A 26,265-nucleotide genomic window follows, 5' to 3' on the forward strand; every position below is an offset into this window, starting at 1 on the left:
CCTACTCACACGGCGCAATCCTGACCGGTTCCGAGGCATCTGCCCCGATCGTGTGGCAGGTGCCGTTTGCGCAGAGGGTCCAGCCGGAGACGGTGGTGCCGGAGGCTGCGAGAAGCAGCTCTTCTTGCGGCGGCAGGGTGGGGGCCCAGACCCACCAGCCGTCCTGAAGCCGGGCGCCATCGCCCGGTTCCATGCCCGCGCCCGAGCCGCGCACGCGGGCCTCTTTAAGTTTGAGGCCGTCCTGCGTCACCACCCAGGTTTCCTGCCACTGCGTCTTCTCGACGGAGTGGGTCCATTCCAGCGTGAAGGGGCCGGAGAGGCTGAGCGTCAGCGCTCCGGCCAGAAGGCAGGCGCTCATGCGCCTGCGTTCGGGGTGGCCTTGTTGCCTGCCGCCATGTTGGCCCGCCAGACAAGGAAGGCGAAGAGGGCGAAGAGCCCCAGCCCCACTTCATCCGTGACCGGCAGGGCCGCCACCAGCGTGAAGGCCGAGGCGATGGCAAGCACCCGCATCCACCAGGCCAGCGGCACGCCGAGCCAGCCGATGACGGCTGCGCCCCACAGGCTGATGGCAATGGCGACCTTGAGGACGATGTAGACCACCGCCGGGACATAGCCGATGCTTTCTGCCAGCGCCCCGCCATCCTGCAGCATCAGGGCCGGGGTATAGACGGCCATGAAGGGGATGACGAACCCGGCTGCCGCCACTTTCACGGCCTCGAAGGAGATCTTCAGCCCGCTTTCCTTGGCGATGGGGCTTGCGGCAAAGCAGGCGAGCGCCACGGGCGGGGTGAGGTCGGCGAGGATGCCGAAATAGAACACGAACATGTGGCTGACGATCAGCGGCACGCCGAGTTCCAGCAGGGCAGGGCCTGCGATCGACGAGGTGATGATGTAGTTCGGGATGGTCGGAATGCCCATGCCCAGCACGATGCAGGTGATCATCGTCAGAAGCAGCGAGAGGAACAGGCTGTTCTGGCCGACGCTGACGATGAACTGGCCGAAGGTGGTGGCCGCGCCCGTCAGCGTCATGGTGCCGATGATGATGCCGACGAGGGCACAGGCGACGCCCACGGGCAGGGCGGTGCGGGCGCCTTCTCCAAGGCTGTCGCGGCACAGGGCCAGCGTGTTGCGCCCGCCCCTGGTGAAGATGTTGAGGAGAATGAGCGCCGAAATGGCGATCAGCAGCACCTTGATGCCGAGGGAGAAGAAAGCAGCGCCCGTCAGCCCGAGGCCGATCCAAAAGATCGTGCGGATGACACCCTGCGGCAGGCCGAGGGCAACGGAGCCGCCGAGGATCAGCAGGACGGTCAGTCCCAGACCAATGGTGCCGGCGAAGAGCGGCGTGTAGCCGCCGAAAAGGAGATAGACCAGCACGCCGAGCGGCAGCAGCAGGAACCAGCCTTCCTTCAGCGCCTTCACGGCGGAGGGCAGTTCGTCCTTCGGCAGGCCGCGCAGGTTCCGCTTGCCCGCTTCCAGATGCACCATCCAGAAGGCAGAGGCGAAATAGAGCACGGCAGGAATGAGGGCCGCCTGCACCACCTCGTAATATTCGACGCCCAGCGTTTCGGCCATGATGAAGGCCACCGCGCCCATGACCGGCGGCATGATCTGGCCACCCATGGAGGATGTGGCCTCCACACCACCGGCAAAGGCCGGGCGGTAGCCGAAGCGCTTCATCAGGGGAATGGTGAACTGGCCGGTGGTGACCACATTGGCGACGCCCGAGCCGGAAATCGTGCCCATAAGCCCGGAGGAAATGACCGACACCTTGGCGGCCCCGCCCGTGGCATGGCCGACGAGGCCGAGGCTGACATCGGTGAAGAGCTTGATCATCCCGGCCCGCTCCAGGAAGGAGCCGAAGAGGATGAACAGGAAGATGAAGCTGGAGCTGACATAGACCGGAATGCCGTAGATGCCTTCCGTGCCATAGGTCATGTGCTCGACAACCTGCGCAAAATCGTAGCCGCGATGGTCCAGCGGCGCGGGCAGATACTGACCGAAGAGGCAGTAGGCGAGAAACAGCCCCGCAATAATGGGCAGCGCCAGCCCCATCATGGCCCAGGCGGCGGCAAAGACCGTGACGAGCGCGACGACACCCATCACCAGATCCCGCGGCAGCGGGTCGCCCGCCCGGATCAGCAGGTCCGTGTAATCCCACCACTGGTAGGCCGCGACGGAAACGGCGGCAAATGCCATCAGCCAGGCGGCGATGCGCACCGGCAGCTTGTCGTGCCGGGCTGCGGCGACCAGCGGGAAGGTCAGCAGGCCGAGAAAACCGACATGCACCGCGCGCACGATCTGGCTCGGCAGGTCGATGACATGGGCGGCCGTGGCGATCTGGAAGGCGGAAAAGGCAAAGGCGATCCAGAACAGCAGGCGGCCTTCGAAGCCTTCCTGAAAGCCAGCGCCATGCGGGTCTTCCTGAGGCGCAGCAATCTGGGTCTGCGGAGAGAGGGGTGTGCTCATGCGCGGCTCGAACTTTCGCGGGATGCGGCAATGCGGAAAGGGAAAAAAGGGGGAGCGCAGATGCTGCGCTCCCCCCGTCGGCCGGGGCCTTACATCAGGCCCTTTTCCTTGTAGTAGCGCTCGGCACCGGGATGCAGCGGCACGGGCATGCCGGTGAGGGCATTGTCGAGGCTGATGGCCCGGGCGGCCGCATGGGCGGCGACCATTTCCGGCAGGTTCTCGAACAGCTGCTTGGTCATCTGGTAGGCGGTTTCTTCCGAAACATCCTCATGGGTGATGAGGAAGTTGACGACCGCGACCGTCGGCACATCGGCGCTCTGGCCGTCATAGGTGCCCGCCGGAATGGTGGCGGCGATATAGGGGGCACCCAGTTTTGCGACCACATCTTCCGGTACGGCCACCATGTTGACCGGAACCGAGGTGGCAAGGTCCTTCAGCGAGGCAACGCCAAGGCCTGCGGACTGCAGGGTGGCGTCGAGCTGGCGGTTCTTCATCAGTTCCACGGATTCGGCGAAGGGCAGGTATTCGGTCTTGGACAGATCCGAGTAACCCATGCCGGCGGCGGCAAAGATGGCGCGGGCGTTCAACTCGGTGCCGGACTTGGCCGCACCCACGGACAGGCTCTTGCCCTTCAGGCCGGCCAGATCGGTGATGCCGCTGTCCTTGGAGGCAACGATCTGGATGTAGTTCGGATAGATGGCGGCAATGCCGCGCAGCTTGGTCAAGGGCGCCTTGAAACCGGCCTCGGCATCGCCTTCCCAGGCGAGCTTGACGGAATCACCCAGGGCAAAGCCGATCTCGCCCTTGCCCTGCTGCAGCAGGTTGAGGTTTTCGACCGAGGCCTTGGTGGCCTGCACCTGCGGGCGGGCGCCTTCGATCTTGTCGCCATAGATTTTCGACAGGGCAACGCCCAGCGGATAGTAGACGCCGGATGTGCCGCCCGTGAGCACGTTGATGAATTCGGCCTTGGCCGGGGCCATGGCAACGCCCATGGCGGTGGCAGCGATGGCAGCAGCACCAAGCGAACGCTTGATCAGGTTCATGAATATGCCTCCCTTTTGGTTCCGGTCTTTTCGTCCGGCATGCAGCGCGGCTGGGGCCGCAACTGCCTTCTGGCTCATGGCCACACGGGCACAAGGTCTCCTCCCGTGAGCCTTACCGGCAGCAAACGTAGCGGGGGAAACGGCGCAAGAGCAACCGTGTTTATACCGAGGCCATCCGGGGGAGGGTGCCTGTGGAACGAGGTGCGTTGCTCAGCCGCCGAGGGCAGCCTCGATCAGCCGGGGAAGGCCCAGCCTTGCGGCACCTGTCAGCGGGGCGCCGCCGCCGAGCAGCGAGCGGCGGATCTCCGGCGGAGCGGGATGGCAGAGCGGCAGAAGCGCGCTGACGCGGGCGATGAAATCCGGCCTTGCGCCGATGGAGCCGCCCAGCACCACAAGGGCGGGGTTGGTGATGGCGGCAAGGGCGGCAATGGCGCGGGCGGCCAGCCGGGCGGTTTCGTCCAGAACGGCTTCGGCGGCAGCATCGCCTTGTTCTGCCCGGGCGAAAATCTCCGGCACGGTGAGGTCTTCACCGCTCAGCGCATGATAGCGGCGGCGCATGCCGTGGGAGCCTGCTTCCTGCTCCAGCGCGCCGCAGTCCCGCGATTGCGGGTCGAACGGATCAGCGCCGAAGGGCAGGAAGGCGATTTCTCCGGCCGCATGTGCGGCGCCGCGCAAGAGCCGGCCATCGCAGATCAGCCCGCAGCCGATGCCGGTACCCACGGAAACATAGGCCATGTCCAGAACAGGAGCGGCGGCGGACAATGCCCACCGCTCGCCTTCGGCGCAGAGGTTCACGTCATTTTCCAGCTGCACGCTGCATCCGAGCGCTTCGGCAAAGGCGGCGCGTACGTCGAATGTGTCGAAGGCCGGAATGTTGGGAGCCATCATCACCCGGCCGGTCGTGAGGTCCGGTGCGCCGGGCACACCGATGACGGCATGGCGCACCCGGCTCCAGTCAAGCCCTGCGGCCGCAGCCGCTTCCTGGCACAGGCGGGCGATCTGGGCGATGACGTGCTGGCCGCCCCGGCCATCCGTTGGCTCTGTCAGGCCGGGCAGAAGCGTGCCGGTGAGGGTTGAGAGCGCAACCGCCACCTTGGTGCCGCCCAGATCCACCACGGCGCAGCAGGCTGCTTCCGCAATGGGCGCGAAAACGCAGGCGCGCCGCCCGATATGACCTCCGGTCTCGCCGGTCTGCCGGATGAGGCCCGCGGTCTCCAGCGCCCGGCAGATGAGCGTCAGCGTCTGTTTCGACAAGCCGCAGCGGCGCGCCAGTTCAGCCCGGGACATGGGGCCATCCAAGAGAAGCTGCCGGAAGACGGCGTGATGCGTGGCCGGATGCTGCGGGAGTGGTAACATATTAGGTGCTTTTTAGTTCGTCAGACTGACGAACTAAATGCCTGATCTTCCTTGCTGTCAAGCGCCGGACCGTCTTGCAGCGCCGGAGCGCATGTAATAATGTAACATCGTCGCGCGCGCTTGCCAGCACGTGCCAGATGCTTATTTCTAGCCGGGGTCCTGGCCGATTGCCTTCAGGCAGGACAGGGTGAGCTGCAGCCGCCGGTGCGAGGAATTGGGGACGGAATGCCAAAGATCACGCAGAAAATCCCCGTTATCGTCCTCACCGGCTTTCTGGGCTCGGGCAAATCCACGCTCTTGCAGGAGTTGCTGACCCGGGAGAACGGGCAGGACACGGCGGTCATCATCAACGAATTCGGCGAGGTGCCGATTGACCATGATCTGGTCCGGGTGGGCCGGGGCGAGCTGATGCGCACCTCCACCGGCTGCCTGTGCTGCACCGCCGGGGCCGATGTGCGCGCAACCCTTTATGAGCTGTATGAAGCGGTGGAGAGCGGCGATGTTGCCCCGTTCTCCCGCGTCATCATCGAAACCACCGGCCTTGCCGATCCCGCGCCGCTGGTCAACCAGCTGGTGGCCGGCGCCATGCCCGCCATGGGACTGCGTGATCATGTGGTGGCGCGGCACTTCGTGCTCGCCGGTGTCGTCACCACGGTGGACATCATCACCGGCGAAATCACGCTGGAGAACCATTTCGAAGCGGCCAAGCAGGTGGCCTTTGCCGACCGGATCGTGCTGACCAAGACGGATCTGGCGCAGGACCCGGCGAGCAAACGCGATATCAATCTGCTGGCAGAAGGCCTGCGGCAGCTGAACCCTGCGGCTGAACTCATCGACCGGCACGGGGAGGGTGTTGATCTCGACAGCCTGTTCGTGCCGCGCAACTATCAGCCGGCCAGCCTTGGCGAGGATGTGCTGGGGTGGCTCGCCATGGATCAGGCGGTCAGCGCCGAAGGCGGCCATGCGCATGGCAAGAGCGGCCTTTCCCGCCACGCCGCGCGGGTGAACAGCTTCGTGCTCACCTCCGATGCGCCGTTCGCGGAGGCCAATTACAAGAGGTTCATGGATGTGCTGGTCAAGGCGGCCGGGCCGCGCCTCCTGCGCGTCAAGGGATTGATCGCGCTGGAAGATGCGCCGGACAAGCCGCTGGTCATCCATGCGGTGCAGCATGCCGTGTTTCCGGCGGTGCAGCTGGAGGCCTGGCCGAGCGAAGACCGGCGCGGGCGCCTCGTCTTCATCACGGATGAGCTGGAGGAAAAGCCCGTCCGGGACCTGTTTGAAGCGGTGCTCGTCGGCCGTCCCTCGGCCATGGAGCGCCTGCGCAATGCAATCGGGCTGGGGCCCAAACCAACACGGGACGCCTGACACATGACGGCATTCATCAATCCGCTCAAGCCGCGCTCGCGCGGCATTCCGCAGAAGATCGCCGAGATCAAGGGCTGGGTCCGCACGGCCTTTGCCCTTGAGGAGGGTGTGGCCATTTCCTTGTCTGAGCTGAGCTGCCGCGATGAGGGCTGTCCGGATGTGGAAACGGTCATCGGCCTGCTGCGCGAGGGGCATCCCATCGAAGTGCATCGTCTGCACATGCCGCTGACGGAGGTGAGCGAAGCGGATGTGCTGAAACTGGCGGCAGGTGGCTGAACTTCCGGCGTTTTTCGGGTTGACGTCGCACGAGGGCGAATAAGGCGGTATGTCTTTGGGAAACCAAAGACCTGCGCAGGCTCGATTCGATGAGTACGCAACCCACCCACGACCTTCCTGCATCGCGGCTGTTCAGCTGGACCGGTGAATTCCGGAACCGTGAGCAGGAAGACGCCTATTGCACGGCGTCTCTCCGTGAGACGCTGGGGACGGCCAAGCTCTGCGTCGGGGCAACAACGATTGCCAGCCTGGCCTTTGCGCCGATGGATATCATGATGCTTGAGGAGCCGCGCCTGCTGCTCTTTCTCGGCATCCGGGCGGTGCTGGGTGTGCTCTGTGTCGTGGTGCTTTACTTTCTGGTCAAGGCGGAAAGCCATCACCGGATCGTTGTGCTGACCTATGCGCATATCCTGCCGTTCTTCTTTCTCAATGCGCTGATTTTCGACCATCCGGCGCTGACCCGCCATGGCGGTCTGCTGCTGCCGCTGATCGCCATGTCCATGGCAATGTATCTGCCTGGGCGTTTCTGGGTGGTGGCACTGACCAGCGCCTATGCGCCGCTGGTCAGTCTGCTGTTCTGGGGCGTGCTGCGGCCGCAGCCTGAAACGCCGCTGGATCTGGCCTCCATCTTCCTGGTGATCACGGTGGCTTACGTGGCGGGCAGCGTGGCCAGAGTGCAGCTGAACAGAATGCGCCGCGAGGAGTTTCTGCATATCGAGCGGGAGCGGCAGATCAATGAGGAGCTGCGCCAGGCCAAGGATGCGGCGGAGGCCGGTGCCCGCGTAAAGGCTGACTTCCTTGCAGTCATGAGCCATGAGATCCGCACGCCTCTCAATGGCGTGCTTGGCATGGTGCGGCTGGCGCAGGCCGAAGAGCTGCCGCCGGTTGCCCGCACGCGGCTGGAAATCCTGCAGCAATCCGCCGAGGCTCTGGCCACCATTCTGGATGACGTGCTGGACCTGTCCAAACTGGAGACGGGAACGGCGGAACATGAAAATGTGCCGCTGGACCTGCATCAGATCCTCAAGGATGTGGTGACGCTGGTCAGTTCCAAGGCGCAGGAGAAGGGGCTTTCCGTCCGTCTGGATTTCCATCCCGATGTGCCGCGCAGGGTGATGGGGGATCCGGCAAGGCTGCGCCAGATCCTGCTCAATCTGGCCGGCAATGCGGTGAAGTTCACGGAGCAGGGCTTTGTCACCATTACGGTGGACCTGCAGGGGCAGCTGTCCGGCGGAACACAGGCGGGCCGCGGGCTTCTGCCGATGCGCTTTTCCGTCCGGGATACGGGCATCGGCATTTCGGAGGAAGAGATGCCGCGCCTGTTCCAGCCCTTTTCGCAGGCCGATGCCTCGATCCGCCGCCGCTATGGCGGCTCGGGGCTGGGCCTTGTCATCTGCCGCCGGCTGGCCGAGGCCTTGGGCGGCAGCATCTCAGTGACCAGTATCAAGGGAGAGGGCAGCTGTTTTCAGCTCAATCTGCCCATGGCACGGGCGCCTGAAGGAGCGCTGGAGGCGGCTGCAGCAGAGCTGGGTGCCGGCACCCATGCCGGGCTGGTGCCGCTGCGCAGCCTGGCGATCCTTCTGGTGGAGGACAATCCGGTGAACCAGCTGGTCGCCAGCGGGTTGCTGGAACGCGAGGGTCATGTCTGCACTGTGGCAGACAGCGGCGAGGAGGCACTGAAGCTGGTGCAGGCACGGCCCTTTGATGTGGTGCTGATGGACCTGCAGATGCCGGGCATGGACGGATATGAAACCTGCAGCGCCATCCGGGCGCTGGGCGGGGCCTTCCGCCATCTGCCCATCATCGCGCTGACGGCCAATGCGCTTCCGGAGGACCGCCGCCGGTCGCAGGAGGCGGGCATGGATGGGCACCTGGAAAAGCCGGTGCGGCCGGAGATTCTGAACGATACGCTGCACCGGGCCGCCAGCCGGAGGCAGGCGCAGGAGCGCTCCTTGGCGGAGCGGCGGCCCATGCGGCCGCTCAACATCCTGCCGGGTGCCGATATTCTGATTGCAGGTGACGTTCCCCCCGGCCTGCCCGAGGGCCTCACGGGCCTTGGTTACCGCGTCTTTCCGCTCCCGGACATCAAGGCAGCCCAGCATATCCTGGCTGTCCGGCCGTTTCCGGTGATGATCCTCTTCCCGCGCCGAATGGGCGATGTGGCGGCGGCGCAGGAGCTTTGTGAAGGCGGCATGCAGCTCGTTACCTGCGCTTGCGGGCCTGCGGCGCTGGATGAACTGCAGCGGCTTGGGGTCGACGCGGTCTTCGATTGCGGCCGTGCGGAAGGCAAGCGCGTGCAGGATCTGGCGGAAGAACTGGGGCAGATGCTGAGCGGCCCTGTGGTGTCCGGGGAGGCGGGACATATGGTCACAGCCCCAGCCCAGCTTCTGGGGCCTGACCGGCTTGCGCAGCTCAAAATCCTGTTCCTTGAGAATTTGAAAGAGCAGCTTCAAGCTTTGCGTAAGGCGGAAGGTGATAGCGTGGAACTGCAGCGTGTTGCACACCGCGTGAAGGGCAGTGCGGCCAACATGGGTTACACTGACCTTCAGCATGCTGCCGGGCTCTTGTTGACAGAAATAACCGCGCCAAGTACCGGCGCTATCGATAAGCTTTCAACCGCACTTAGTGCGGCGATTGCAGAGCTTGAAACGAATACAGGCGCCAAGGCAACTGACGCGCCCGGGAAGACAGCACGCTGATGACCGCAACAGTCCTTGTCGTTGAAGATGCCCCCGAAAGCCTGGAGATGATTTCCGGCTTCCTCAAGGATAATGGCATGACGGTGATCGCTGCGGGCAGCGGTGCGGATCTGCGGGCCCGGTTGCAGGGTTTGCAGCCGGATATCATCCTGCTCGATGTCAATCTGCCGGACGAGGACGGCATCGAACTGGCGCGGCAGTTACGCCTTGGCGAGCGGTTCGGCCTCATCTTCGTCACGGGGCGGGATTCCGATGATGATGTTCTGGCCGGGCTCGATGCGGGCGGGGATGACTATGTCACCAAGCCGATCAACCTGCGCACGCTGCTGGCCCGCATCCGCAGCGTGCTGCGCCGCTCGCGCGAGCCGGTGATCACCTTTGACGGGTGGATCCTGGACGTGGTGCGGCGCGAATTGTTCCGCCCCAACGGTCAGCTGGTGGAGCTGACGGCCGGTGAGTTCAACATTCTCGTGGCGCTGGCCTCCCGCCAGATGCAGCCGCTGAGCCGTGATTTTCTGCTGGATGTGATTTCCAACCGCGACCCGCGCGACATCAGCGGCCATACGGTCGATAATCTCATCGCGCGCCTGCGCAAGAAGATGCAGCATGAAGGAAAAGACGCGCCGATCGTCACCATCCGCGGTGTCGGCTATGCGCTGATGCCCTCGCAGCACAAGGTGGACTGAGGGAAGACGGGCCTCCTTGCAGAGTTCCGTCTTGCGTTGAGACCCGCCCGCTCAATCGAGGGGCTTGTGGCTCTCCAGAATGCTGTCGGCCCACATGGCATAGGGGCGGAAGCGGCGGTCGAGCAGGCGGCAGACCTTGGCGCCTTCCGTTGTGGTGGGCTGCAGGATGAGGCTGGACTGGGGGCCGCGTATCTCTTCCAGCCGGGCCAGAAGCTCGCCCATCCCTGCAATCAGTGCAACATGCCAGTGGACGGACGGCGACAGCCAGCCGCATGGCAATGTCCAGCGCCCGGGCGCCGAATGATGTTGCGCCAGAAGCCAGCCCAGAAGCTCTCCACCGGCACTGAGGAGCACCTGCGAGACTTCCCGGTCCAGCCCGTCCTGCCACAGCTGCGGATCGGCCCAGGCGGGCAGGGCTTGGCGGGCGGTGAGCCGGGCCGTGGCGGCGGAAAGGCCTGCCTCCTCGAGGGCGTCCAGACTGGCCAGAGATTTCAGAACGAGGCCCCGGCGCTGAAGCTGCTGCATCAGCATCCCGTGCTGCGGCAGGGCGTCGTGCCGCTCGCCTACGTGAAAGGCCATGCGCAGCCGCGCCTTGGCCGCAGGCCGCCAGCCGGAGGCGGTCAGCAGACCGGCGAAGGCCTCGCCCTGCGGCAACCGTTCGGACCATTGGGTGGCGAGCTGCGTGCGCCCTTCCGCCTTCATTCTTGCGGCAAAGGCTTCCAGCAGGCGGAGCGCCAGATGCTGGCGGCGCAGAAGCGGCAGCACCATCACGGACAGAAGCTCCTGCTCGCCGGGCACCATGCTGCTGCGCCGGGACAGAAGCAGTCCTGCGGGAATGTCGCCCAGCCACAGGCCGAGATGGCAGTAGCGGTCCTGCTCCGCGCCGGTGATCCCGTCACGCAGCGTGGACGAAAGGCCCTGCGCCGTCAGCGGCGCGAAGCGGGGCAGGTCGTCCGGCCTGCAAGGTCTGATCTCGATCGGCTCCGTCAGATGCATCGATGGGGGCCTGGCTGGTGTCGGGGACATGCACGTGCTCACAGTGGTGTTGTACGGGCTCCGGAGCATTCAGTCTGCGCTGAATATGTATTCGCTCTCGAAGAGATAATCGGTGGAAGCTGCGTGGCTGCCGAAGTGCTTGTAGAGCATCTGCTCCATGCCGCCGGGCACATCGGCGGGCGGCTGGCAGATGAGGAGGGTGTCGGGCCCGGCCTCTTTCTCCAGCACCTGCACCAGCCGGGCAATGCCGCCCAGAAGCCAGCCCTGCTGGATGCGCTCGCGCACGACCCAGCCCTGCGGAATGTACCAGCGCTGGAAGGCGGATTGCTGCACGCACACAAGCCAGCCCTGAACCGCGCCCGTTCCGTCAAACAGGATCTGGCTGAGGCCTGCCCCTTCGCCTTGCGCCCAGTATGCGGGATTGGACCATTCCGGGGCGCGTCCCTGCGCAATCAGGTCCTGCCCCTCCTGCACAAGCTGCCGGCGTCCGGCGTCATCCAGAGCGTCGAGGCGGGTGCAGCGCAGCCCCTTGGCCTCCAGCCGCGTGAGGATGCGGTCGCGCGAGGGAAAGCCTTTCGGCCAGTCACCAATGCGCCAGGACATGCGGCGGCGCGAGACTTCGGGCTGGCCCCATCCGGAGGAGGCCAGCAGCCGGGCAAATTCGGCGGCACGCGGCAGACGGCTGGACCAGCGGGCATAGATGCCGCGCCGCCCGCCCTTGCGCAGGGTCTGGCTCAGCCGGGCCAGCAGCATCATGGCGATGCCCCGGCCACGCCACTGCGGTGCCACCATGATGGAGGTGAGCTCCTGCAGGCCGCCTTCGCCAGCACAGGAGAGGACCAGTCCGGCGGGCTCATCGCCGATGAAGGCGGCAAGGCGCAGCACACGCATGTCCTCAGTGGGCGCGGCAAGCATCCACTGCAGCGCGCCTGCGGTCAGCGCGGCAAGGGCCGGTGCTTCTTCGGGTCTGGTTTCGCGGATCTGCGGCACATGCGTGTCCAGATCCTGTGCTGTCATGGTGTCCATTCGGGCCTGCCGCCATAGACCGGCCGCCCCGCGGCAGCCCGGTTTGTCTGCCCTCTTACTAGCGCAGGCGCGGCGGTTTGTTTTGGCACTTTTGAGGTCCAATCCGGCAGGGCCCGGTCCGCTGCGCCTATAACGGGGGCAGATGATTTCTGCAGCCTGGGCGCCATCTGACGATGAGCCTGCCCGGCAGGCAGGATGGCTTGCACGGCCTGCCCGACTGGCTGGCCCTGAATTGTTTTCCAAGACAGAGGCGGAGAGAAAATGTCCCACGTTCCCGATCCCATGACGCAGGCCCGTCAGCATATCGAGCGCGCGCTGATCGACACGGCGCAGTCCGACGAGGCCTTCCGCAAGCTGTTGCTGCAGGACCCGCGCGCGGCGCTGAAGCAGCTGATCGGCGTCGATCCGATCCCCGGTTTCAAGATCCGTGTGCTGGAAGAAGTGCCGGGCGAAGTGGTTCTGGTGCTGCCGCGCGCCATCGCGCAGGACGAACTGCCGGATGAAATTCTGGACTATGCAGCGGGCGGTGCCGAGGGCAACCCCTGCCCGGACCCGCGCGGCGGACAGCGCGGCACCATCGTCAAGATCCGTCCTGCGTCCAGCAACTGACGGAAGCTTTCTTCTCCTGCTGCACGGCCGGGCTTGTCCCGGCCATCTGCAAGTCATTGATTTGTATAGATCCTCGGCACAAGGCCGAGGAGGACGATGGAGAGGCCGAAGGGTTGTCAGCAAACTCAGGCGCCGGCCGTCTGGCTGGCGCCTTTTCTATGTCTGGAATCAGACAGTGGCGAGCAGGTAAGCGAAGTTGCCGGTCAGCCAGCTGTCCATCGCGTCCCAGGCACTCTGCCGGACTTCGATGTCGCGGCCGCCGCGTGCGTGCAGCTGAACGAGGCCCAGCGTTTCGGCTTGTTCCATCAGCAGGCGGGCGTGGGTTCTGGAAATGCCGGCATGTTCCGAGATGGATTCATAACCCATCTGGATGCGGCTGCTGCCGGTCTGGGCAGCCTCATGCAGCAGCATCAGGAATGTGAGGTAGCCGCCGTCCCGCTCTGCCAGCGCCGAGATGGACCGGTGCTGCATCCGCATGCCGAAGTAATCCTGCAGCAGGGGGGCAAAGCTGCGGCGCCAGTTGCGGTGGCCTGCCGTTGCCGGGGCGATGCTGCGCTCCGACCAGGCCGGTGCCATCGGGTCGGCATGCTGGTGCTGGCTGCCATTTGTCTCGCCGCCATGGCTGAGACGCGCCAGAAGCTGGCTGGCGCCGGCAGACGTTTCTTCCTGGCTCTGCTCCCGGCACAGGGGAGACAGGTGCATTTCAGTGAAAAGCGCATCGGCGGACCACATGCGGGCTGTCGGCATCAGGATGCTGATCCGCAGATCCTCTTCCGCCTTGCGCCGCTCGATGAAGCCATAGCGCTCGAAAATGGCCACCAGCGCTTCGATCCGGTTGCGGCTGGTCAGGCCCGACGAGGAGAGGCGCGCCTGAAGGCGCCCGAGTGTCAGCCAGCTGTCCCGGTCTTCCGGGTTCTGGGCGGAGCTCAGGCACAGGATGGCCTGAAACACCATGAAGCGGCCTTCCTCCAGCATCAGCCGTGCCAGCAGATAATCACCGCGGAAGAGGGACACGAGGTTCTGGACAACGGCGTCGCGGACGGGGGGCGTGATGACCTGCTGCCCGGCGTTGAGGATCTCAAGAGCTGCAGCGTTCTGAGGCTCCGTGCCCTCCCACAGGCATCCAGCCGCGGCACGGAGCGTGCCCGGAACAGGGTGCTTGAGAGGGGCTGCAGCATTCATCAGGTGATCTCCAGACCGGCTTCCGCTGATCAGCACCTTGCGCTTGGCAAAGGCTTCGACGATCGCACGTACTCTGTCCGATATTGATACCACGTAATTTGATGTGCTGAAGTAGTGGAATATCAATGGCCGTTGATCTATGGCTTATCAGTCGTTATTTCATATATATCTATTCTCATTATTGTTGATATTCTTTTGGATGTGAGTATTTTTTATTTGTTTTTGTTTAATTTTCAGATGATTTTTTGCCGCCTTCAATAGTTCTCCTGCTTGATTTCGGGTGTGTATTGAACGCCGCCGGGATTGCCAGTGCCTGCTCTTTGATGCTGGATGCGGCTGGCGTTTTTTGGGTGCTTTCGGGGTTGCTCCGCCGCCGGGTGTTACGTGTTTGGGGAATGTGGGGCTGGTATGTGGCGTGTCGGGCGGCTTGGAGTGATGCGTAAGGGGATTTCGCTCCCGCTTGCCGGGGTGAGGCGCGTCGGGGCCGTGGGGCTTCTGGGTGCTCTGCTGTCCGGCTGCGCGCTGGTGGGCAATCCGCTTGTGCCGTCCGATGATTTTTCTCCGGCGATGCCGTCCGCCTATATCCATCAGGACCCGCGCAGTCAGGCGCTGATGCGTGCACCGGTTGCCGCGCCGGCGTTCTGGGCGGCCTTTGGCTCGCCGGAGCTTGCTGCGCTCGTTTCCCGTGCCGAAGAGGGGAGCAAGGATATCGCAGCTGCGATTGCCCGCGTCCGTCAGGCAGAATGGGGGGCGTTGCAGGCCGGTACGGGTCTTTTGCCGTCCGGTGCCCTGAGCGGGACAAGCACGACATTCCGGTCCTCTGCCACGGCGGCGGGGCTGGAAAGCGGACGCCTGCCGCAGCAGCAGCTGCGCCGTGCGGGCCTGTCTGCTTCCTGGGAATTGGACTTCTGGGGCAAGAATGCCGCGCTCTACTCCGCCGCCGCCCGCCGTGAGGAGGCGGGTGTCTTCGCGCTTGCCGCAACACGTCTGGCTGTGACGGCGGAAACGGCGCAGACCTATGTGACCGTGCTGTCCCTGCGTGACCGGCTGGCGATTGCGCGGCAGAACCTCACGCTTGCCCGCAAGGTGATGGACAGCATCCGCGAGCGTGTGGAGGCAGGTTCTGCCACACAGGTGACGCTGGCCCAGCAGGAAACCGTGGTGCGCCAGCAGGAGGCCGCGATCGTCAGCCTCAGAAGGTCGGCGTCGCAGGCGGAACTGTCGCTGGCGCTGCTCGTGGGCACCCGGCCGGGGGATGTCAGCCTTGGCAAGGGCGGGCTGAAGGGCCTGAAGCTGCCGCCGCTGAACGCCGGGCTGCCTTCTGATGTGCTGAGCCGCCGGCCGGATGTGCGTCAGGCCGAAGCGCAGATTCTGGCTGCCTCGCAGGATGTGGGGGCTGCCCGGGCGGCGATGCTGCCCAGCCTGAGTTTCTCGCTGCAGCGCGGCTTCGAGAGCTTGACCACGAGTACGCTGATTTCGCCTGCATCCGGGGTTGCCAACTTCACCAGCCAACTGACCCAGCCACTCTTCGATGCGCCCCGGCTGGCGGCGCAGATGAAGGGGGCCGAGGCCCGGCGGGAGGAGTTGATTGCCACCTACGAACAGGCGGTTCTCTCCTCCCTGTCCGATGTGGAGAAGGCGCTGGTGGCGCTGAACACGAGCGGGGAGGAACTGGCAATTGCCGGAAAGGCCGTGGATGCGGCGCGCCGGGCCTATGAGCTGACACAGGAGCAGCTGGAAGCCGGGCAAGTGGACATGACGACGGTGCTGAACACCCAGCGGGAATATTTCTCCGCCTCTGACAGTCTGGAACAGCTGCGCCTTGCGCGCTTCCAGGCCGCCATCGCGCTTTACCGGGCGCTGGGCGGGGGATGGTCGCCGGAAGATGCAAGGCTGCTGATGCAGCCGAAGGAAACGCCGTCCGCAAGCGGAACGAAGACCGTAGCCGCCGCACGTGCGGCTGCGGCGCAGTAAGAGAAGGCAGGGGCCATGTCATCGCAACCGAGCCCGGCGCCGCAGGACGGCGCGTCCAATCAGGCCATCCGGCTGTTCCGGCAGGCGGCGCTGGACCGGCTTTCCTCTCCCGAGCAGCTGGACCAGCTGATCTCGCTGACGCGCCCGCGTGACCTGCTGGCCATGCTGACACTGTTTGCCCTCATTGCGCTGGCGATTGGCTGGTCCATTCTGGGCCGTGTGCCCGAACGGGTGAAAGGCTCCGGCATTCTGATCACCACGGGCGGGCGCGTTGTCGATGCGGTGGCAACGGGCGATGGCACGCTGACGGATATTCTGGTTGAGGTCGGTGGCGGCGTGCAGCAGGGGCAGGTGGTGGCACGGGTGATCCAGCCCGCCCTGCGCCAGCAGCTCGACAACATCAACGCGGTGATCGCGGAGCGCAAGGCGCTGCTGGAGGAACTGAAGGGGCAGGTGGCAGAGCGCACCCGTGCCGCCGATCAGACGCAGGCCGCCCGCGTCAACGCCCTGACCATGCGTGTCAGCGATGCGCAGGAGCGGGTGCGGGTGCTGGACGAGCAGGAAAAGCGCGACACGGCACTGTTCGACCGGCGGCTCATCACCTGGCAGCAATTGCTGGAAACCCGCAGGGCGCTGGCCGAGGCGCGGCAGAGCGAGCTGGAAGCGCGCAGCCAGATTTCGCAGGTGGAAAGCGACGCCATCGTGCAGCGCAATTCCAACGACCGGGACATCCGCTCCTCCGAGGAACGGCTGGCAGATGCGGAACGGCAGAAGGCCGAGCTGGAAATCCAGCTGCGCCAGCAGGAAACCATCACCAGCCCGGCAAATGGCCGCGTGGTGGAGTGGAAGGCCGTGCCCGGCACCCGCATCGCGCCGGGGCAGGCGCTGCTGAGCATCGAGAGCGGGGCGGCCGGGCTGGAGCTTCTGCTGTACCTTCCGCCCAATGATGGCAAGCGCGTGGTCTCCGGCATGCCGGTGCAGATTGCACCCTCCACGGTGCGGCGCGAGGAATATGGCATGATGGAAGGCACGGTGGCGGCGGTTTCCGACTTCCCCACCACGGCCCAGGCGATGCAGGCCATCCTGCGCAATGACCAGCTGGTGCAGAGCTTCTCGTCCAAGGGCGCGCCCTTTGCCGCGCGGGTGCTGCTGACACCGGACGCCAATACGCCGAGCGGTTTCGCCTGGAGCGGTGGTTCCGGGCCTGAGCAGCAGTTCAGCAGCGGTTCGATGGCCGAAGCGGAAGTGACCGTCGCCTGGCGGCGCCCGATCAGCTACGTCATTCCCTGGCTGCGCAAGGTCTCGGGGCTGGCAGGGTGAGCGGCCGCATGAGTACGGACACGCCCCCCAAACCCGCAAAGCGCCGCCGCAAGGCCACGCCGTCCATCCTGCAGATGGAGGCGGTGGAATGCGGTGCGGCCAGCCTTGCCATGATCCTCGCCCATCACGGGGCCTGGATTCCGCTGGAACAGCTGCGCGTTGCCTGCGGGGTTTCGCGTGATGGCTCCAAGGCCAGCAGCCTGCTGAAGGCTGCCCGGCAATATGGCTTCATCGCCAAGGGTTTCCGCAAGGAGCCGGAGGCGCTGACCGATCTGCCCTGGCCCGCCATCCTGCACTGGAACTTCAACCACTATGTGGTTTTCGAGGGCATGACGGAGACCCATGCCTATATCAACGATCCGGCGCTGGGGCCGCGTGTCATCACCCGTGAGGAGCTGAGCGAAGCCTTCACCGGTGTGGTGCTGACCTTCGAGAAGACGGATGCCTTCCGCAAGACACGCAAGCCCGAGGGGCTGCTCTCCGCCTTCCGCGCGCGTGTTTCGTCCTCGCACGGAGCGCTGTGGCTGATCGGGCTTCTGAGCCTTGCGCTCGTGATCCCCGGTGTGGTGCTGCCGGTCTTCGCCAAGATCTTCGTCGATGGCATCTTGATGCAGCAGCAGGAGCATCTGACGCGCCCGCTGCTGATTGCGCTGGGTCTGACGGCCCTGATCAAGACCGGCCTCACATGGCTCAGATCCTCGCTGATCCTGAGATTGCGCACCAAGCTGACGATTTCCGGCGCGGGCGCCTTCGTCTGGCGGGTGCTGCATCTGCCCATGTCCTTCTTCTCCCAGCGCAGCGCCGGTGAAATTGCCTCCCGCGTCGAGGCGAGCGAGCGGGTGGCGGAGGTGATCTCCGCCGACATGGCCAATGCGGTGCTGAACTGGGGCACGCTCGCCTTCTTTGCCGTGGTGCTGGTCAGCTATGATCCGGTGCTGGGTGCGCTGACCATTGCGCTCAGCCTGCCGAACCTCGTGGTGCTGCGCGTGGTGCAGGAGCGGCTGAAGCAATCCTCCATTCGTCTTGCAGTGGAGCATGGCAAGCTTGGCGGCACCACGGTCGGCCTCATCTACAACATCGAGACCATCAAGGCCTCGGGCCTTGAAACCTCGTCCTTCGGGCGCTGGGCCGGCATTCATGCCAGGCTGCTCAATGCGGTGCAGGAATCGGGCTCGCGGGCGCTGATCACCTCGCTGGCCCCGGCGCTGCTCACCGGTCTGGTGGATGTGGCCATTCTGGGCGCGGGCGCCTTCCGGGTGATGCAGGGGGCAATGACACTGGGCGATCTCGTGGCCTTCCAGCTTCTGGCCGCCAGTTTCTCCGCGCCGCTTGTCAGCCTCGTGGCCCTGTCGCCGAAGCTTGCCAACATCCGCGCCGATCTCAATCGCGTCGATGACGCCATGCGCAACCAGCCCGATCCGCTGACGCAGAGCCCGGCCGGAGGCGCGTCGCGGCTGATGAGCGGCGCGCTGGAGGTGGATGCCATCCGCTATGGCTACAATCCGCTGGATGAGCCGCTGTTCGAGCGCATTTCCCTGTCCGCCCGTCCGGGCGAGCGCATCGCCCTTGTCGGACGCTCGGGCTGCGGCAAGTCCACGCTGGGGCGGCTGATCTGCGGGCTTGTGGCGCCTTGGGAAGGGGAAATCCGCCTCGATGGCGTGCCGCTTTCCCAAATGGACCAGTTTCAGCGTGCGGCGAACATCGCCTATGTGGATCAGGACATCTTCCTCTTTGAAGGCACCGTGCGCGAAAACCTGACGCTGTGGAACCCGGATGTGCCCGATGATGCCATCACCCGGGCGCTGGAAGATGCGGCGATCCTTGATGACATCGTGTCGCGCCCCGGCGAACTCGACGCTCATGTGGAGGAGGGCGGGCGCAACTTCTCCGGCGGCCAGCGCCAGCGGCTGGAACTGGCCCGTGCCCTTGTCGGCGACCCGGCCATTCTGGTGCTGGACGAAGCCACCGCTGCCCTCGATCCGCAGACGGAAAAGGCCATCGATGACAACCTGCGCCGCCGTGGCTGCACCTGCATCATCATCGCCCACCGGCTGAGCACCGTGCGCGACTGCTCGGAGATCATCGTGATGGAGCGGGGCGAGATCGTCGAGCGCGGCACCCATGACAGCCTGATGGCTGCGAATGGTGCCTATGCGGATCTCATCCAGACCGGGGCGCAGTGAGGCGGACATGACACAAGGCTCCCATCCCGCTCTGACCTCTGGCGCTTACCTGCCCTCCGGCAGTGCCCATCCGCATGTGCTTGATGACCCGGCACAGTGGATACTCATCGAGCGCGGCTATCTCGATGTGTTCGCTGTCTTCGGCGCGCCGCTGGAGGGCCGCCGCCTGTTCCTGTTCCGGCTGGAAGAAGGGGCGCTTGCGCGTGGCATCGCCGCCGCTGCGCTGAGCGATGGCCGCAGCCTGGCCCTTGTTGGCGTTGGCGGTGCGGACAGTGCCTTGCGCCGCTGTGCCCCCGGCGAGCCGGTGGCCGCAGAGGCGGTGCAGCGCTGGCAGGAGGTCCTGGCCCAGGCTGCGGACCTGCCACCGGTGCCTGATGACGCGGCAGAAGGCGGTGAACGCAGCGACGCCGTGCTGCTGCTGGCGCTGGCCAACAGCCTTTGCGAACGCGAAGCCTTGCGCAGCCAGCACGACTGGCGCAGCGAAAGGCGCAAGCTGGGCGAAGCGCGCAAGACGCAGGCTCTCTCGGAACTCGCCTCTGCCGCCGCCGGGCATGCAATCGAGGCGGCCGTCACTCCGGCTGCTGCCGAAGATCCCGATCCGCTGCGCTCCAGCCTGTTGCGCATCTTTGGTGCCCTGAAGGTTGCGCCGAAGCTGGAAGCCTTCGACACGCCGGGCGGGCTTGAGGAGGGGCGCAGCCGCCTCGACATCATCGTCTCGCGCCACCAGATGACCCGGCGCACCGTGCTGCTGCGGCCCGGCTGGACGCTGCTGCCCGGCCTGCCGCTGATCGGCTTCATGGGCGAAGAGCGCCGCCCCGTGGCGCTGTTGTTCCGCAAGGGGCGCTGGCATGTGCATGACGGCCCGCGTGTGACGCCGATTGCCAGCGACGGCACGGAAGGCAGCGGCACCACCGGCCTTGCGGCCGATGCTGTGCAGATCTATCCCGCGCTGCCCGCCAGCTCCCTGTGCTTCCGTGACCTCTTTGCCTTCGGCTTTGCCAGCCTTGCGGCGGACCGGGTGCGGCTGGTGCTGCTGATGCTGGCCGCCGCCATTCTGGCAACGCTGGTGCCCTATGGCTCGCGCTTCCTTGTCAGCGACGCGATCCCCTATGCCAATCTCAACCTCACCTGGGTGATCATCGGCGGTTTGCTGGCTGCAGCGCTGGCCCGGGCGGTGTTTGATGCGGGCAAGGGGCTGACCATGCTGCGCTCCGAACTGGGTTTTGAAAGCCGGCTGCAACCGGCGATGCTGTTGCGTCTGCTGCGGCTGCCGCCCGCCTTCTTCCGCCGCTATGCTGTGGGCGACATTTCCGACCGTGTGCTCGGCATTCAGGCCGCGCGTGAGGTGATCACCTCCAGCTTCACCAGCGCGGCGGCGAGCAGCGTGTTCTCCATCATCAGCCTCGTGCCCATCCTCACGGTGGACAAAAGGCTGGCGCTGATCGTGCTGCTGCTGGCGGTGTTCATCGGGCTCATCAACGTGGCGATCAGCTACCGCGCGCTCATTCACGAGCGCCAGCGCATGGCGCTGAAAGGGCGGATCGAGAGCTTCGTGGTGCAGATGCTGATGGGCGTCACCAAGCTCAAGGCCTCTGCCAGCGAGGCGATGGGCTTTGGCCGCTGGTCGGGCCTTTTCGCGCAGAACATGCGCCATGCGGTGAAGGCCGGGCGCTGGACCAATCTGCAAGGCGCAGCCGATGCCCTCCTGCCGCAACTCGCCACCATCGTGCTCTATGCCATGATCCTCTATTTCCTGAAGGCGGATATGGAGAAGGCGGCGAGCGGCGGTGATGCAGGCAAAGGCTTCTCGCTGGCCGATTTCATCACCGTCTCGACGGCCTTTGCCCAGGTGCTTGGCGGCATTTCGGCGCTGGCCGGGGCGCTGATCCAGTCGCTTTCTGCGGTGCCGCTGATCGAGCGTGCCGGGCCGATCATCGAGGCCGTGCCGGATGCACCGCCGCCGGAAAGCCGCCCGGTGAAACTCTCCGGTGCCATCGACATCCGCAATGTCTCCTTCCGTTATTCGGAGAAAGCCCCGCTGGCGCTCAACGAGCTGAGCGTGCGCATCGGCAAGGGCGAGTTCGTTGCCATCGTCGGGGCATCGGGCTCCGGCAAGTCCACGCTCCTGCGGCTTCTGCTCGGCTTCGACCGGCCGGAGCTGGGCGACATCTTCTTTGATGGCCATTCCCTCAGCCGTCTGGATCTGGCGCAGGTGCGCCGCCAGATCGGCGTGGTGCTGCAGCATGGCCGCATCATGGCCGGCAGCATCCATGACAACATCGCCGGCGAAAGCGGCCTCGGCATGGATGCCTCGCTGGAGGCGGCGAAGATGGTCGGCCTCGACAAGGACATCGAGCAGATGCCCATGGGCCTGCACACGGTGATGCTGGACGGCGGCGGCACGCTGTCGGGCGGCCAGCGCCAGCGCATTCTTCTGGCGCGGGCGCTGATCAGCAAGCCGGCCGTGCTGTTCCTCGATGAGGCGACAAGCGCCCTCGACAACCGCACGCAGGCCATCGTCACCGAAACCCTGCAACGGCTGCCGGTGACAAGGCTCGTCATCGCCCACCGGCTCAGCACCATCGAAAGCGTCGACCGCATCATCATGCTCGACAAGGGGCGGGTGGTGGAGGCCGGCAGCTACGCCGAACTCATGGCACTCAATGGACATTTTGCGGCGCATGCCCGCCGCCAGCTGGTTTGAACTGAGGACGGATTTTCATGCGCAAGGTTCTTTACATACTGGGTCAGCTGGATGACGCGGACATCGCCTGGATGGCCCAGACCGGCGAGCGCCGGACCGTGGCTGCGGGCGCCGTGCTCATTCAGGAAGGCCGCGCCACGGCGGATCTCTTCATCGTGCTGGACGGGCAGGTGGATGTGCAGGTGACCGGTGTCGGCACCGTCGCCAGCCTGTCGAGCGGCGAAATCCTCGGCGAAATGTCCTTCGTCGACAAGGCGCCGCCCTCGGCCACCGTCGTGGCCGCCCGCGATACCCGCGTTCTGGCACTGGAGAAGCGCCGCATCGAGCAGCGGCTGGAGGAGAACGCGGCCTTCGCCGCCCGCTTCTACAAGGCGCTGGCCGTGTTTCTGGCCGACCGCCTGCGCACCACGACCCTGCGCGGCAAGGGCGGCGGCGGCCAGGCCGAGGACGAGCTGGACGACATGGTGCTGGATGGGGTCTCCATGGCCGGGCTCCGCTTCCAGCACCTTCTGGAAATCCTGAACGGCGGCAACGGCTGACAACAAGCCTTTGGCACCCTCAGGAAAAAGGCCGTGCAGAGGTGGGTCTGCACGGCCTTTTTGTTGTTTGGAATGGCGTTGGAGGGGGGCGGGGATTCACACATCAGCTTCGGAGACCGCCCGCAGTGATGTATCGGATCTGTGGCAGGTCTCTCCGCTCCCCTCCCCCTGGTGGGGAGGGGTAAGGGGTGGGGGGCTCTCAGCCTGCAAGCGTTTGAAAAATTTAACTTTTCCTGAAGAGATACCGAAAGGAATGGGCGTCCTGAGACAATGAGTTCCCTGCCAGCCGGAAAGGCCTTTCCCCCCCACCCCTAACCCCTCCCCACGAGGGGGAGGGGGGCTGAAACGCCATGCCGGAGTGACCAGATTGCAGCCTTTCCCCAAACCGTCTCCGGCTTCGAGCAAGATGTGTGCATTCAGTAGCTCAAGAGGGCAGAGGGGCGCTGCGGCCTCAGGCAGTTTCTTCCTCTTCCTTTGAATGCGTTTCTCTCACCTGCCGCGCCGCCCGTTCTTACCATCAGTCAGGCCTATGTCTTGCTGCAGGTGCTCCGGCAAGGCATCCTTGCGGGGAACCCAGACCCCGTGCTGGTCTTCCAGTCTTGCGGATGTGGCGGCTTCCTGCGTGGAAGAGGCCGCCAGAAGCTTGATAACAAGACGGAAAATCAGATTTCCCGCGCTGCCGTGGAGCGTCATTTTGGTTCATGTCCCGGTTGAAGTTGCCCGCACCATACGTTTGATGCATTGTTCCGATCCAATCAAAGCTCGCGCAGGAATCATAAGGACAGCTTGTGTCAGACTTGCCTCCTCTGGCGGCGCTCCGCGTTTTTGAGGCCGCCGCCCGCCATTGCAACTTCACCCGGGCCGCCGAAGAGCTGGGGATGACGCAGGCCGCCGTCAGCTATCAGATCAAGCTGCTGGAGGAGCGGTCCGGCGGGCCGCTGTTCCTGAGGAAGGCCCGTCAGGTGGAGCTGACGGAACTGGGCCGCCGTCTCGCCGGGCCTGTGACGGAAGCCTTCGATCTCATCCGGGGAGCGTTCTCCAGCGTCCGGCAGGAAGCGCAGGGCGTGCTGGTGATCAACTGCGGCCCCACCTTTGCGGCCCGCTGGCTGGCCCAGCGGATCGGCACCTTTCAGCTGCAGCATCCCGAACTCGCCGTCCGGTTCGACGTGTCGAACCATCAGGTGGATTTTGCCCGCGAAGCGGTGGATGTGACCATCCGTGCGGGGTTTGGCAACTGGCCGGGTCTGGCGGCGCATCTGGTCAAGCCCGCACCTTTCACCCCAATGCTCAGCCCGCGCCTTGCCGCCTCCATTGGCGGTGTCCGGGAACCGGCAGATCTCCTGAAGCTGAAGATCATCGACCCGAGCGATCCCTGGTGGCAGGTCTGGTTCAAGGCTGCCGGGTATGATGCGGTGGCACTCGATGCCCGTTCGCGCTCGCAGATGGGCGCGCAGGTGCTGGAAGCGCAGGCGGCGGTGGCCGGACAGGGAGTGGCCATTCTCACGCCCGATTTCTACCGGGAAGAACTGGAACGCGGCCTGCTGGTGCAGCCTTTTGATCTCGTGGTCAGCAATGGCGAGGGCTATTGGCTGGTCTATCCGGAAGGCCGGAGGAACAACCGCAAGATCCGCGCCTTCCGGGAGTGGATCGTCAAGGTCGCGGGGGAAGCGTGACCGGAACGGCTTCTCCGGTCACGCCTTATCTTGTCAATGGCTGCGGGTGGCCCCGCCATCCACGCGGATCAGCGAGCCGGTGACATAGGACGCCCGCTCCGAGGCGAGGAAAGCCACCATGGCGGCAAACTCGTCCGGGCGGCCGTAGCGGCCAACCGGAATGGCTTCCGCAGAGGCGCGCGCCACCTCTTCCACCGGCTGGCCGGTGCGCTTGGCAGCCGCCGCATCCAGTTCCTCAAGACGCGTCGTCAGAATGCGGCCCGGCAGCACCACGTTGACGGTCACCCCGTCCCGGGCAACTTCGGCGGCCAGCGTCTTCGACCAGCCGGTGACGGCAGCGCGGATGCCGTTGGAAAGCGCCAGATTGGCAATCGGCTGTTCCACGCCGGAGGAGGCAACGGTGATGACCCGGCCCCAGCCCTTCTTCTGCATCTGCGGCACAAGGCGGCCCGACAGATGGAAGAGGTTGGCAGCCATCGCCTCGAAATGCTGGATCCACAGGCTGCGGTCCATGGTCAGGGCTGGGCCGGGGGGAGGGCCGCCGATATTATTGACGAGAATATCCACCCCGCCTTCCGCCAGCAGCTTGTCCAGCGCCGCGTCAATGGCGGAGAGATCGGTGAGGTCCAGCTTCAGCGGCGTGACCTGCGCGCCGGGAATTGCACCGGCCCAGGCTTCGATGGCCTCGCTGGTGCGGGCCGCGGCGATCACATGCGCGCCTTCCCGGGCGAGTTCCTCGGCAATCGCCCGGCCAAGGCCGCGGCTTGCACCCAATACGAGGGCGCGCTTGCCCTTCAGTCCAAGATCCATCAGTTCAACTCCTTCAGACGCTTTTCAAGGCGGGCCATCAGCCGGTCCACTTCCGCACGGGACAGGGGATCGAGCGGCGCGCCGGGTTTGCGCAGGGCGGGGCTTGCCAGAATGCCCCGCCGGTACATGATGTATTTGCGGATGGCGAGACCGGCGCCGGGCTGCTGTTCCATCCGGGCCAGCGGCAGATAGGCATCGAACAGATCCCGGGCCCGTTCCATATCGCCCTTGCGGTGGTTTTCAACGACGCCCGTCATCATTTCCGGATAGGCAAAGCCGGTCATGGCGCCATCGGCGCCCCGTTCCATCTCTTCCGGCAGGAAGACGCCGCCATTGCCGCACAGGATGGAGATGCGCCGGTTCAGCGTGCCCTCCTTGCGCAGGGCGGTGATCTTGGCCAGCCCCGGCCAGTCCTCATGCTTCAGGCAGACGGCGGTGGGCAGGGCATTGAAGATGCGGGCGAGTGCCGGAACGGAGATCTGCACGCCCGTCACGAGCGGGAAGTCCTGCAGCACGAAGGGGGTATCTCCGAGGAAGTCGGCCACCTGCATATAATAGGTGACGATCTGGTCGTCGGTGCGCAGGGAACCGGGAGGGGCAACCATGACACCGGCCGCGCCCATATCCATGACGCGGGCGGTGAGGTCCTGCATCTGTGCAAAGCCCGGTGCAGAGGCGCCAACCACGACCGGCACCCTTCCGTCCACCCGCTTCATTATATGGCGCACGATGGCTGCGGACTCGTCCGAAGTCAGCTTCGGCGCCTCGCCCATGATGCCCAGCAGCGTCAGTCCGGTCGCGCCTGCATTGAGATAATGATCGACCATGCGGTCGCAGCTGTTGAAGTCAATGTCACCCGTTTCGGTGAACGGCGTGGCGGCGATCACATAGACCCCGCTGGCCGCTTCTGTCAGTCGTGTCATTGGTGTTTCCCGTGATGCTGGCCGTCGTCCGGCCGGTGGAAAGGCAGACTGCATTTTTCAGCTGCAACTGTCAGCAGAAACCGGCGGCGGTGGCCTCGGGGGAGGGGCTTAACAGAAGGTTTATGCAGCAGGATCAGGAGGTTCTGCCGGGCGCGGGCTGGTTGCAAAGTTTTTTGAAGGAGCCTGTTGAAAACTGTCGTGCCCCTTGCAGCCGCAGAATTCTGCGGGGTTGAGGGGTGGGTGTGGGGAGGTTGTCCACATGCCGCCGTCAAAAATTCATCCGCCTCGCAAAAAATCGTCACGAAAGCGATTGACCGGTCCGGTGGGTCTGCGTATAAGCCTGTTCATCGACGGCGGCAACGTCGCTGGCGGCGGGGACGCTGTTCCCGAGACTTACCGACAGGGTGGCTTTGGTGGCCGGATGAGAGTTCGGCG

The 26,265-nt window shown here is 65.1% G+C and carries 21 protein-coding genes; 11 read left to right on the forward strand and 10 right to left on the reverse strand.

Annotated elements, in window-relative coordinates:
• Position 1 precedes the first annotated feature (1 nt).
• The 4 genes from AC0CMF_RS21955 to AC0CMF_RS21970 all read right to left on the reverse strand — a co-directional run bounded on the left by AC0CMF_RS21955 (position 2) and on the right by AC0CMF_RS21970 (position 4,865).
• A complete protein-coding gene (locus AC0CMF_RS21955) occupies positions 2-358 on the reverse strand; it encodes a DUF1850 domain-containing protein (RefSeq protein WP_374631035.1) in 357 nt (118 codons plus the stop codon).
• Positions 355-2,466: a TRAP transporter permease gene (locus AC0CMF_RS21960; RefSeq protein ID WP_122521930.1), complete on the reverse strand. Its 2,112-nt coding sequence runs from the start codon at positions 2,464-2,466 to the stop codon at positions 355-357. The genes AC0CMF_RS21955 and AC0CMF_RS21960 overlap by 4 nt, the downstream gene beginning before the upstream one ends.
• Positions 2,467-2,555: 89 nt before the next feature.
• Positions 2,556-3,509 (reverse strand): TAXI family TRAP transporter solute-binding subunit, encoded by a 954-nt coding sequence (locus AC0CMF_RS21965; RefSeq protein WP_123195100.1) that lies wholly within the window; start codon positions 3,507-3,509, stop codon positions 2,556-2,558.
• A gap of 210 nt (positions 3,510-3,719) precedes the next feature.
• The gene (locus AC0CMF_RS21970; protein ID WP_374631037.1) at positions 3,720-4,865 is read right to left on the reverse strand and encodes an ROK family transcriptional regulator; all 1,146 of its coding nucleotides are present in this window, start codon (positions 4,863-4,865) and stop codon (positions 3,720-3,722) included.
• A 225-nt stretch (positions 4,866-5,090) separates the two neighbouring features.
• On the opposite strand from AC0CMF_RS21970, the gene AC0CMF_RS21975 reads away from it, so the two are divergent.
• The 4 genes from AC0CMF_RS21975 (at position 5,091) to AC0CMF_RS21990 (ending at position 9,891) form a co-directional block, all read left to right on the forward strand.
• Positions 5,091-6,230: a CobW family GTP-binding protein gene (locus tag AC0CMF_RS21975; RefSeq protein WP_374631038.1), complete on the forward strand. Its 1,140-nt coding sequence runs from the start codon at positions 5,091-5,093 to the stop codon at positions 6,228-6,230.
• Positions 6,231-6,233: 3 nt separating this feature from the next.
• Positions 6,234-6,506, forward strand: coding sequence for a hypothetical protein (locus tag AC0CMF_RS21980; protein WP_050475242.1), 273 nt, complete (start codon positions 6,234-6,236; stop codon positions 6,504-6,506).
• Positions 6,507-6,595: 89 nt separating this feature from the next.
• The gene (locus AC0CMF_RS21985; protein WP_374631041.1) at positions 6,596-9,205 is read left to right on the forward strand and encodes an ATP-binding protein; all 2,610 of its coding nucleotides are present in this window, start codon (positions 6,596-6,598) and stop codon (positions 9,203-9,205) included.
• Positions 9,205-9,891 carry a response regulator transcription factor gene (locus tag AC0CMF_RS21990; protein ID WP_050475244.1) on the forward strand — a complete coding sequence of 229 codons (687 nt, stop codon included), beginning with the start codon at positions 9,205-9,207 and terminating at the stop codon, positions 9,889-9,891. The genes AC0CMF_RS21985 and AC0CMF_RS21990 overlap by 1 nt, the downstream gene beginning before the upstream one ends.
• Before the next feature lie 51 nt (positions 9,892-9,942).
• Here the strand turns inward: AC0CMF_RS21990 and AC0CMF_RS21995 are convergent, their stop codons facing one another.
• Positions 9,943-10,917 (reverse strand): GNAT family N-acetyltransferase, encoded by a 975-nt coding sequence (locus AC0CMF_RS21995; protein ID WP_472482460.1) that lies wholly within the window; start codon positions 10,915-10,917, stop codon positions 9,943-9,945.
• 39 nt (positions 10,918-10,956) lie between these two features.
• Positions 10,957-11,913, reverse strand: a complete 957-nt coding sequence (locus tag AC0CMF_RS22000) for a GNAT family N-acetyltransferase (RefSeq protein ID WP_374631045.1) — start codon at positions 11,911-11,913, stop codon at positions 10,957-10,959.
• Between the two features lie 261 nt (positions 11,914-12,174).
• On the opposite strand from AC0CMF_RS22000, the gene AC0CMF_RS22005 reads away from it, so the two are divergent.
• Complete coding sequence (locus AC0CMF_RS22005; RefSeq protein WP_050475247.1) at positions 12,175-12,522, forward strand: NHLP leader peptide family RiPP precursor; 348 nt, start codon at positions 12,175-12,177, stop codon at positions 12,520-12,522.
• Positions 12,523-12,690: 168 nt separating this feature from the next.
• Here AC0CMF_RS22005 and AC0CMF_RS22010 read toward each other — a convergent pair whose 3' ends face one another.
• Positions 12,691-13,704 (reverse strand): hypothetical protein, encoded by a 1,014-nt coding sequence (locus AC0CMF_RS22010; RefSeq protein ID WP_094463935.1) that lies wholly within the window; start codon positions 13,702-13,704, stop codon positions 12,691-12,693.
• A 435-nt stretch (positions 13,705-14,139) separates the two neighbouring features.
• Here AC0CMF_RS22010 and AC0CMF_RS22015 point away from each other — a divergent pair, with 435 nt between their 5' ends.
• From AC0CMF_RS22015 to AC0CMF_RS22035, 5 genes are read left to right on the forward strand one after another with little or no spacing between them, the layout of a single operon-like run.
• Positions 14,140-15,678 (forward strand): efflux transporter outer membrane subunit, encoded by a 1,539-nt coding sequence (locus AC0CMF_RS22015; protein ID WP_374631048.1) that lies wholly within the window; start codon positions 14,140-14,142, stop codon positions 15,676-15,678.
• Positions 15,679-15,693: 15 nt separating this feature from the next.
• A complete protein-coding gene (locus AC0CMF_RS22020) occupies positions 15,694-16,998 on the forward strand; it encodes an NHLP bacteriocin system secretion protein (RefSeq protein WP_094463937.1) in 1,305 nt (434 codons plus the stop codon).
• Positions 16,999-17,006: 8 nt separating this feature from the next.
• The gene (locus tag AC0CMF_RS22025; RefSeq protein ID WP_374631050.1) at positions 17,007-19,181 is read left to right on the forward strand and encodes an NHLP family bacteriocin export ABC transporter peptidase/permease/ATPase subunit; all 2,175 of its coding nucleotides are present in this window, start codon (positions 17,007-17,009) and stop codon (positions 19,179-19,181) included.
• Between the two features lie 7 nt (positions 19,182-19,188).
• The gene (locus AC0CMF_RS22030; RefSeq protein WP_374631052.1) at positions 19,189-21,885 is read left to right on the forward strand and encodes an ATP-binding cassette domain-containing protein; all 2,697 of its coding nucleotides are present in this window, start codon (positions 19,189-19,191) and stop codon (positions 21,883-21,885) included.
• A gap of 17 nt (positions 21,886-21,902) precedes the next feature.
• Positions 21,903-22,424 (forward strand): cyclic nucleotide-binding domain-containing protein, encoded by a 522-nt coding sequence (locus AC0CMF_RS22035; protein ID WP_374631054.1) that lies wholly within the window; start codon positions 21,903-21,905, stop codon positions 22,422-22,424.
• Between the two features lie 489 nt (positions 22,425-22,913).
• Here the strand turns inward: AC0CMF_RS22035 and AC0CMF_RS22040 are convergent, their stop codons facing one another.
• Positions 22,914-23,117: a hypothetical protein gene (locus AC0CMF_RS22040; protein WP_374631426.1), complete on the reverse strand. Its 204-nt coding sequence runs from the start codon at positions 23,115-23,117 to the stop codon at positions 22,914-22,916.
• A 104-nt stretch (positions 23,118-23,221) separates the two neighbouring features.
• On the opposite strand from AC0CMF_RS22040, the gene AC0CMF_RS22045 reads away from it, so the two are divergent.
• A complete protein-coding gene (locus AC0CMF_RS22045) occupies positions 23,222-24,097 on the forward strand; it encodes a LysR substrate-binding domain-containing protein (RefSeq protein WP_374631428.1) in 876 nt (291 codons plus the stop codon).
• A gap of 33 nt (positions 24,098-24,130) precedes the next feature.
• Here AC0CMF_RS22045 and AC0CMF_RS22050 read toward each other — a convergent pair whose 3' ends face one another.
• Both AC0CMF_RS22050 and AC0CMF_RS22055 read right to left on the reverse strand, forming a co-directional pair.
• Entirely contained in the window at positions 24,131-24,907 is a 777-nt protein-coding gene (locus tag AC0CMF_RS22050) for an SDR family oxidoreductase (RefSeq protein ID WP_058898848.1), read from the reverse strand.
• Entirely contained in the window at positions 24,907-25,830 is a 924-nt protein-coding gene (locus tag AC0CMF_RS22055; protein WP_374631424.1) for a dihydrodipicolinate synthase family protein, read from the reverse strand. Before AC0CMF_RS22055 ends, AC0CMF_RS22050 begins: the two co-directional genes overlap by 1 nt.
• Positions 25,831-26,265 lie beyond the last annotated feature (435 nt).

The sequence above is a fragment of the Pannonibacter sp. CBAS1226 genome, from assembly GCF_055685825.1.

What these genes read in the sequence shown, in the direction of transcription:
- AC0CMF_RS22005 (WP_050475247.1), top strand. Translation starts at nt 12,175, where the DNA reads ATGTCCCACGTTCCCGATCCCATGACGCAGGCCCGTCAGCATATCGAG.
- AC0CMF_RS21970 (WP_374631037.1), bottom strand. Translation starts at nt 4,865, where the DNA reads ATGTTACCACTCCCGCAGCATCCGGCCACGCATCACGCCGTCTTCCGG.
- AC0CMF_RS21960 (WP_122521930.1), bottom strand. Translation starts at nt 2,466, where the DNA reads ATGAGCACACCCCTCTCTCCGCAGACCCAGATTGCTGCGCCTCAGGAA.
- AC0CMF_RS21975 (WP_374631038.1), top strand. Translation starts at nt 5,091, where the DNA reads ATGCCAAAGATCACGCAGAAAATCCCCGTTATCGTCCTCACCGGCTTT.
- AC0CMF_RS21955 (WP_374631035.1), bottom strand. Translation starts at nt 358, where the DNA reads ATGAGCGCCTGCCTTCTGGCCGGAGCGCTGACGCTCAGCCTCTCCGGC.
- AC0CMF_RS22010 (WP_094463935.1), bottom strand. Translation starts at nt 13,704, where the DNA reads ATGAATGCTGCAGCCCCTCTCAAGCACCCTGTTCCGGGCACGCTCCGT.
- AC0CMF_RS22030 (WP_374631052.1), top strand. Translation starts at nt 19,189, where the DNA reads ATGACACAAGGCTCCCATCCCGCTCTGACCTCTGGCGCTTACCTGCCC.
- AC0CMF_RS22000 (WP_374631045.1), bottom strand. Translation starts at nt 11,913, where the DNA reads ATGGACACCATGACAGCACAGGATCTGGACACGCATGTGCCGCAGATC.
- AC0CMF_RS22015 (WP_374631048.1), top strand. Translation starts at nt 14,140, where the DNA reads ATGCGTAAGGGGATTTCGCTCCCGCTTGCCGGGGTGAGGCGCGTCGGG.
- AC0CMF_RS21985 (WP_374631041.1), top strand. Translation starts at nt 6,596, where the DNA reads ATGAGTACGCAACCCACCCACGACCTTCCTGCATCGCGGCTGTTCAGC.
- AC0CMF_RS21990 (WP_050475244.1), top strand. Translation starts at nt 9,205, where the DNA reads ATGACCGCAACAGTCCTTGTCGTTGAAGATGCCCCCGAAAGCCTGGAG.
- AC0CMF_RS21995 (WP_472482460.1), bottom strand. Translation starts at nt 10,917, where the DNA reads ATGTCCCCGACACCAGCCAGGCCCCCATCGATGCATCTGACGGAGCCG.
- AC0CMF_RS21980 (WP_050475242.1), top strand. Translation starts at nt 6,234, where the DNA reads ATGACGGCATTCATCAATCCGCTCAAGCCGCGCTCGCGCGGCATTCCG.
- AC0CMF_RS22035 (WP_374631054.1), top strand. Translation starts at nt 21,903, where the DNA reads ATGCGCAAGGTTCTTTACATACTGGGTCAGCTGGATGACGCGGACATC.
- AC0CMF_RS22050 (WP_058898848.1), bottom strand. Translation starts at nt 24,907, where the DNA reads ATGGATCTTGGACTGAAGGGCAAGCGCGCCCTCGTATTGGGTGCAAGC.
- AC0CMF_RS22025 (WP_374631050.1), top strand. Translation starts at nt 17,007, where the DNA reads ATGAGTACGGACACGCCCCCCAAACCCGCAAAGCGCCGCCGCAAGGCC.
- AC0CMF_RS21965 (WP_123195100.1), bottom strand. Translation starts at nt 3,509, where the DNA reads ATGAACCTGATCAAGCGTTCGCTTGGTGCTGCTGCCATCGCTGCCACC.
- AC0CMF_RS22055 (WP_374631424.1), bottom strand. Translation starts at nt 25,830, where the DNA reads ATGACACGACTGACAGAAGCGGCCAGCGGGGTCTATGTGATCGCCGCC.
- AC0CMF_RS22040 (WP_374631426.1), bottom strand. Translation starts at nt 23,117, where the DNA reads ATGACGCTCCACGGCAGCGCGGGAAATCTGATTTTCCGTCTTGTTATC.
- AC0CMF_RS22020 (WP_094463937.1), top strand. Translation starts at nt 15,694, where the DNA reads ATGTCATCGCAACCGAGCCCGGCGCCGCAGGACGGCGCGTCCAATCAG.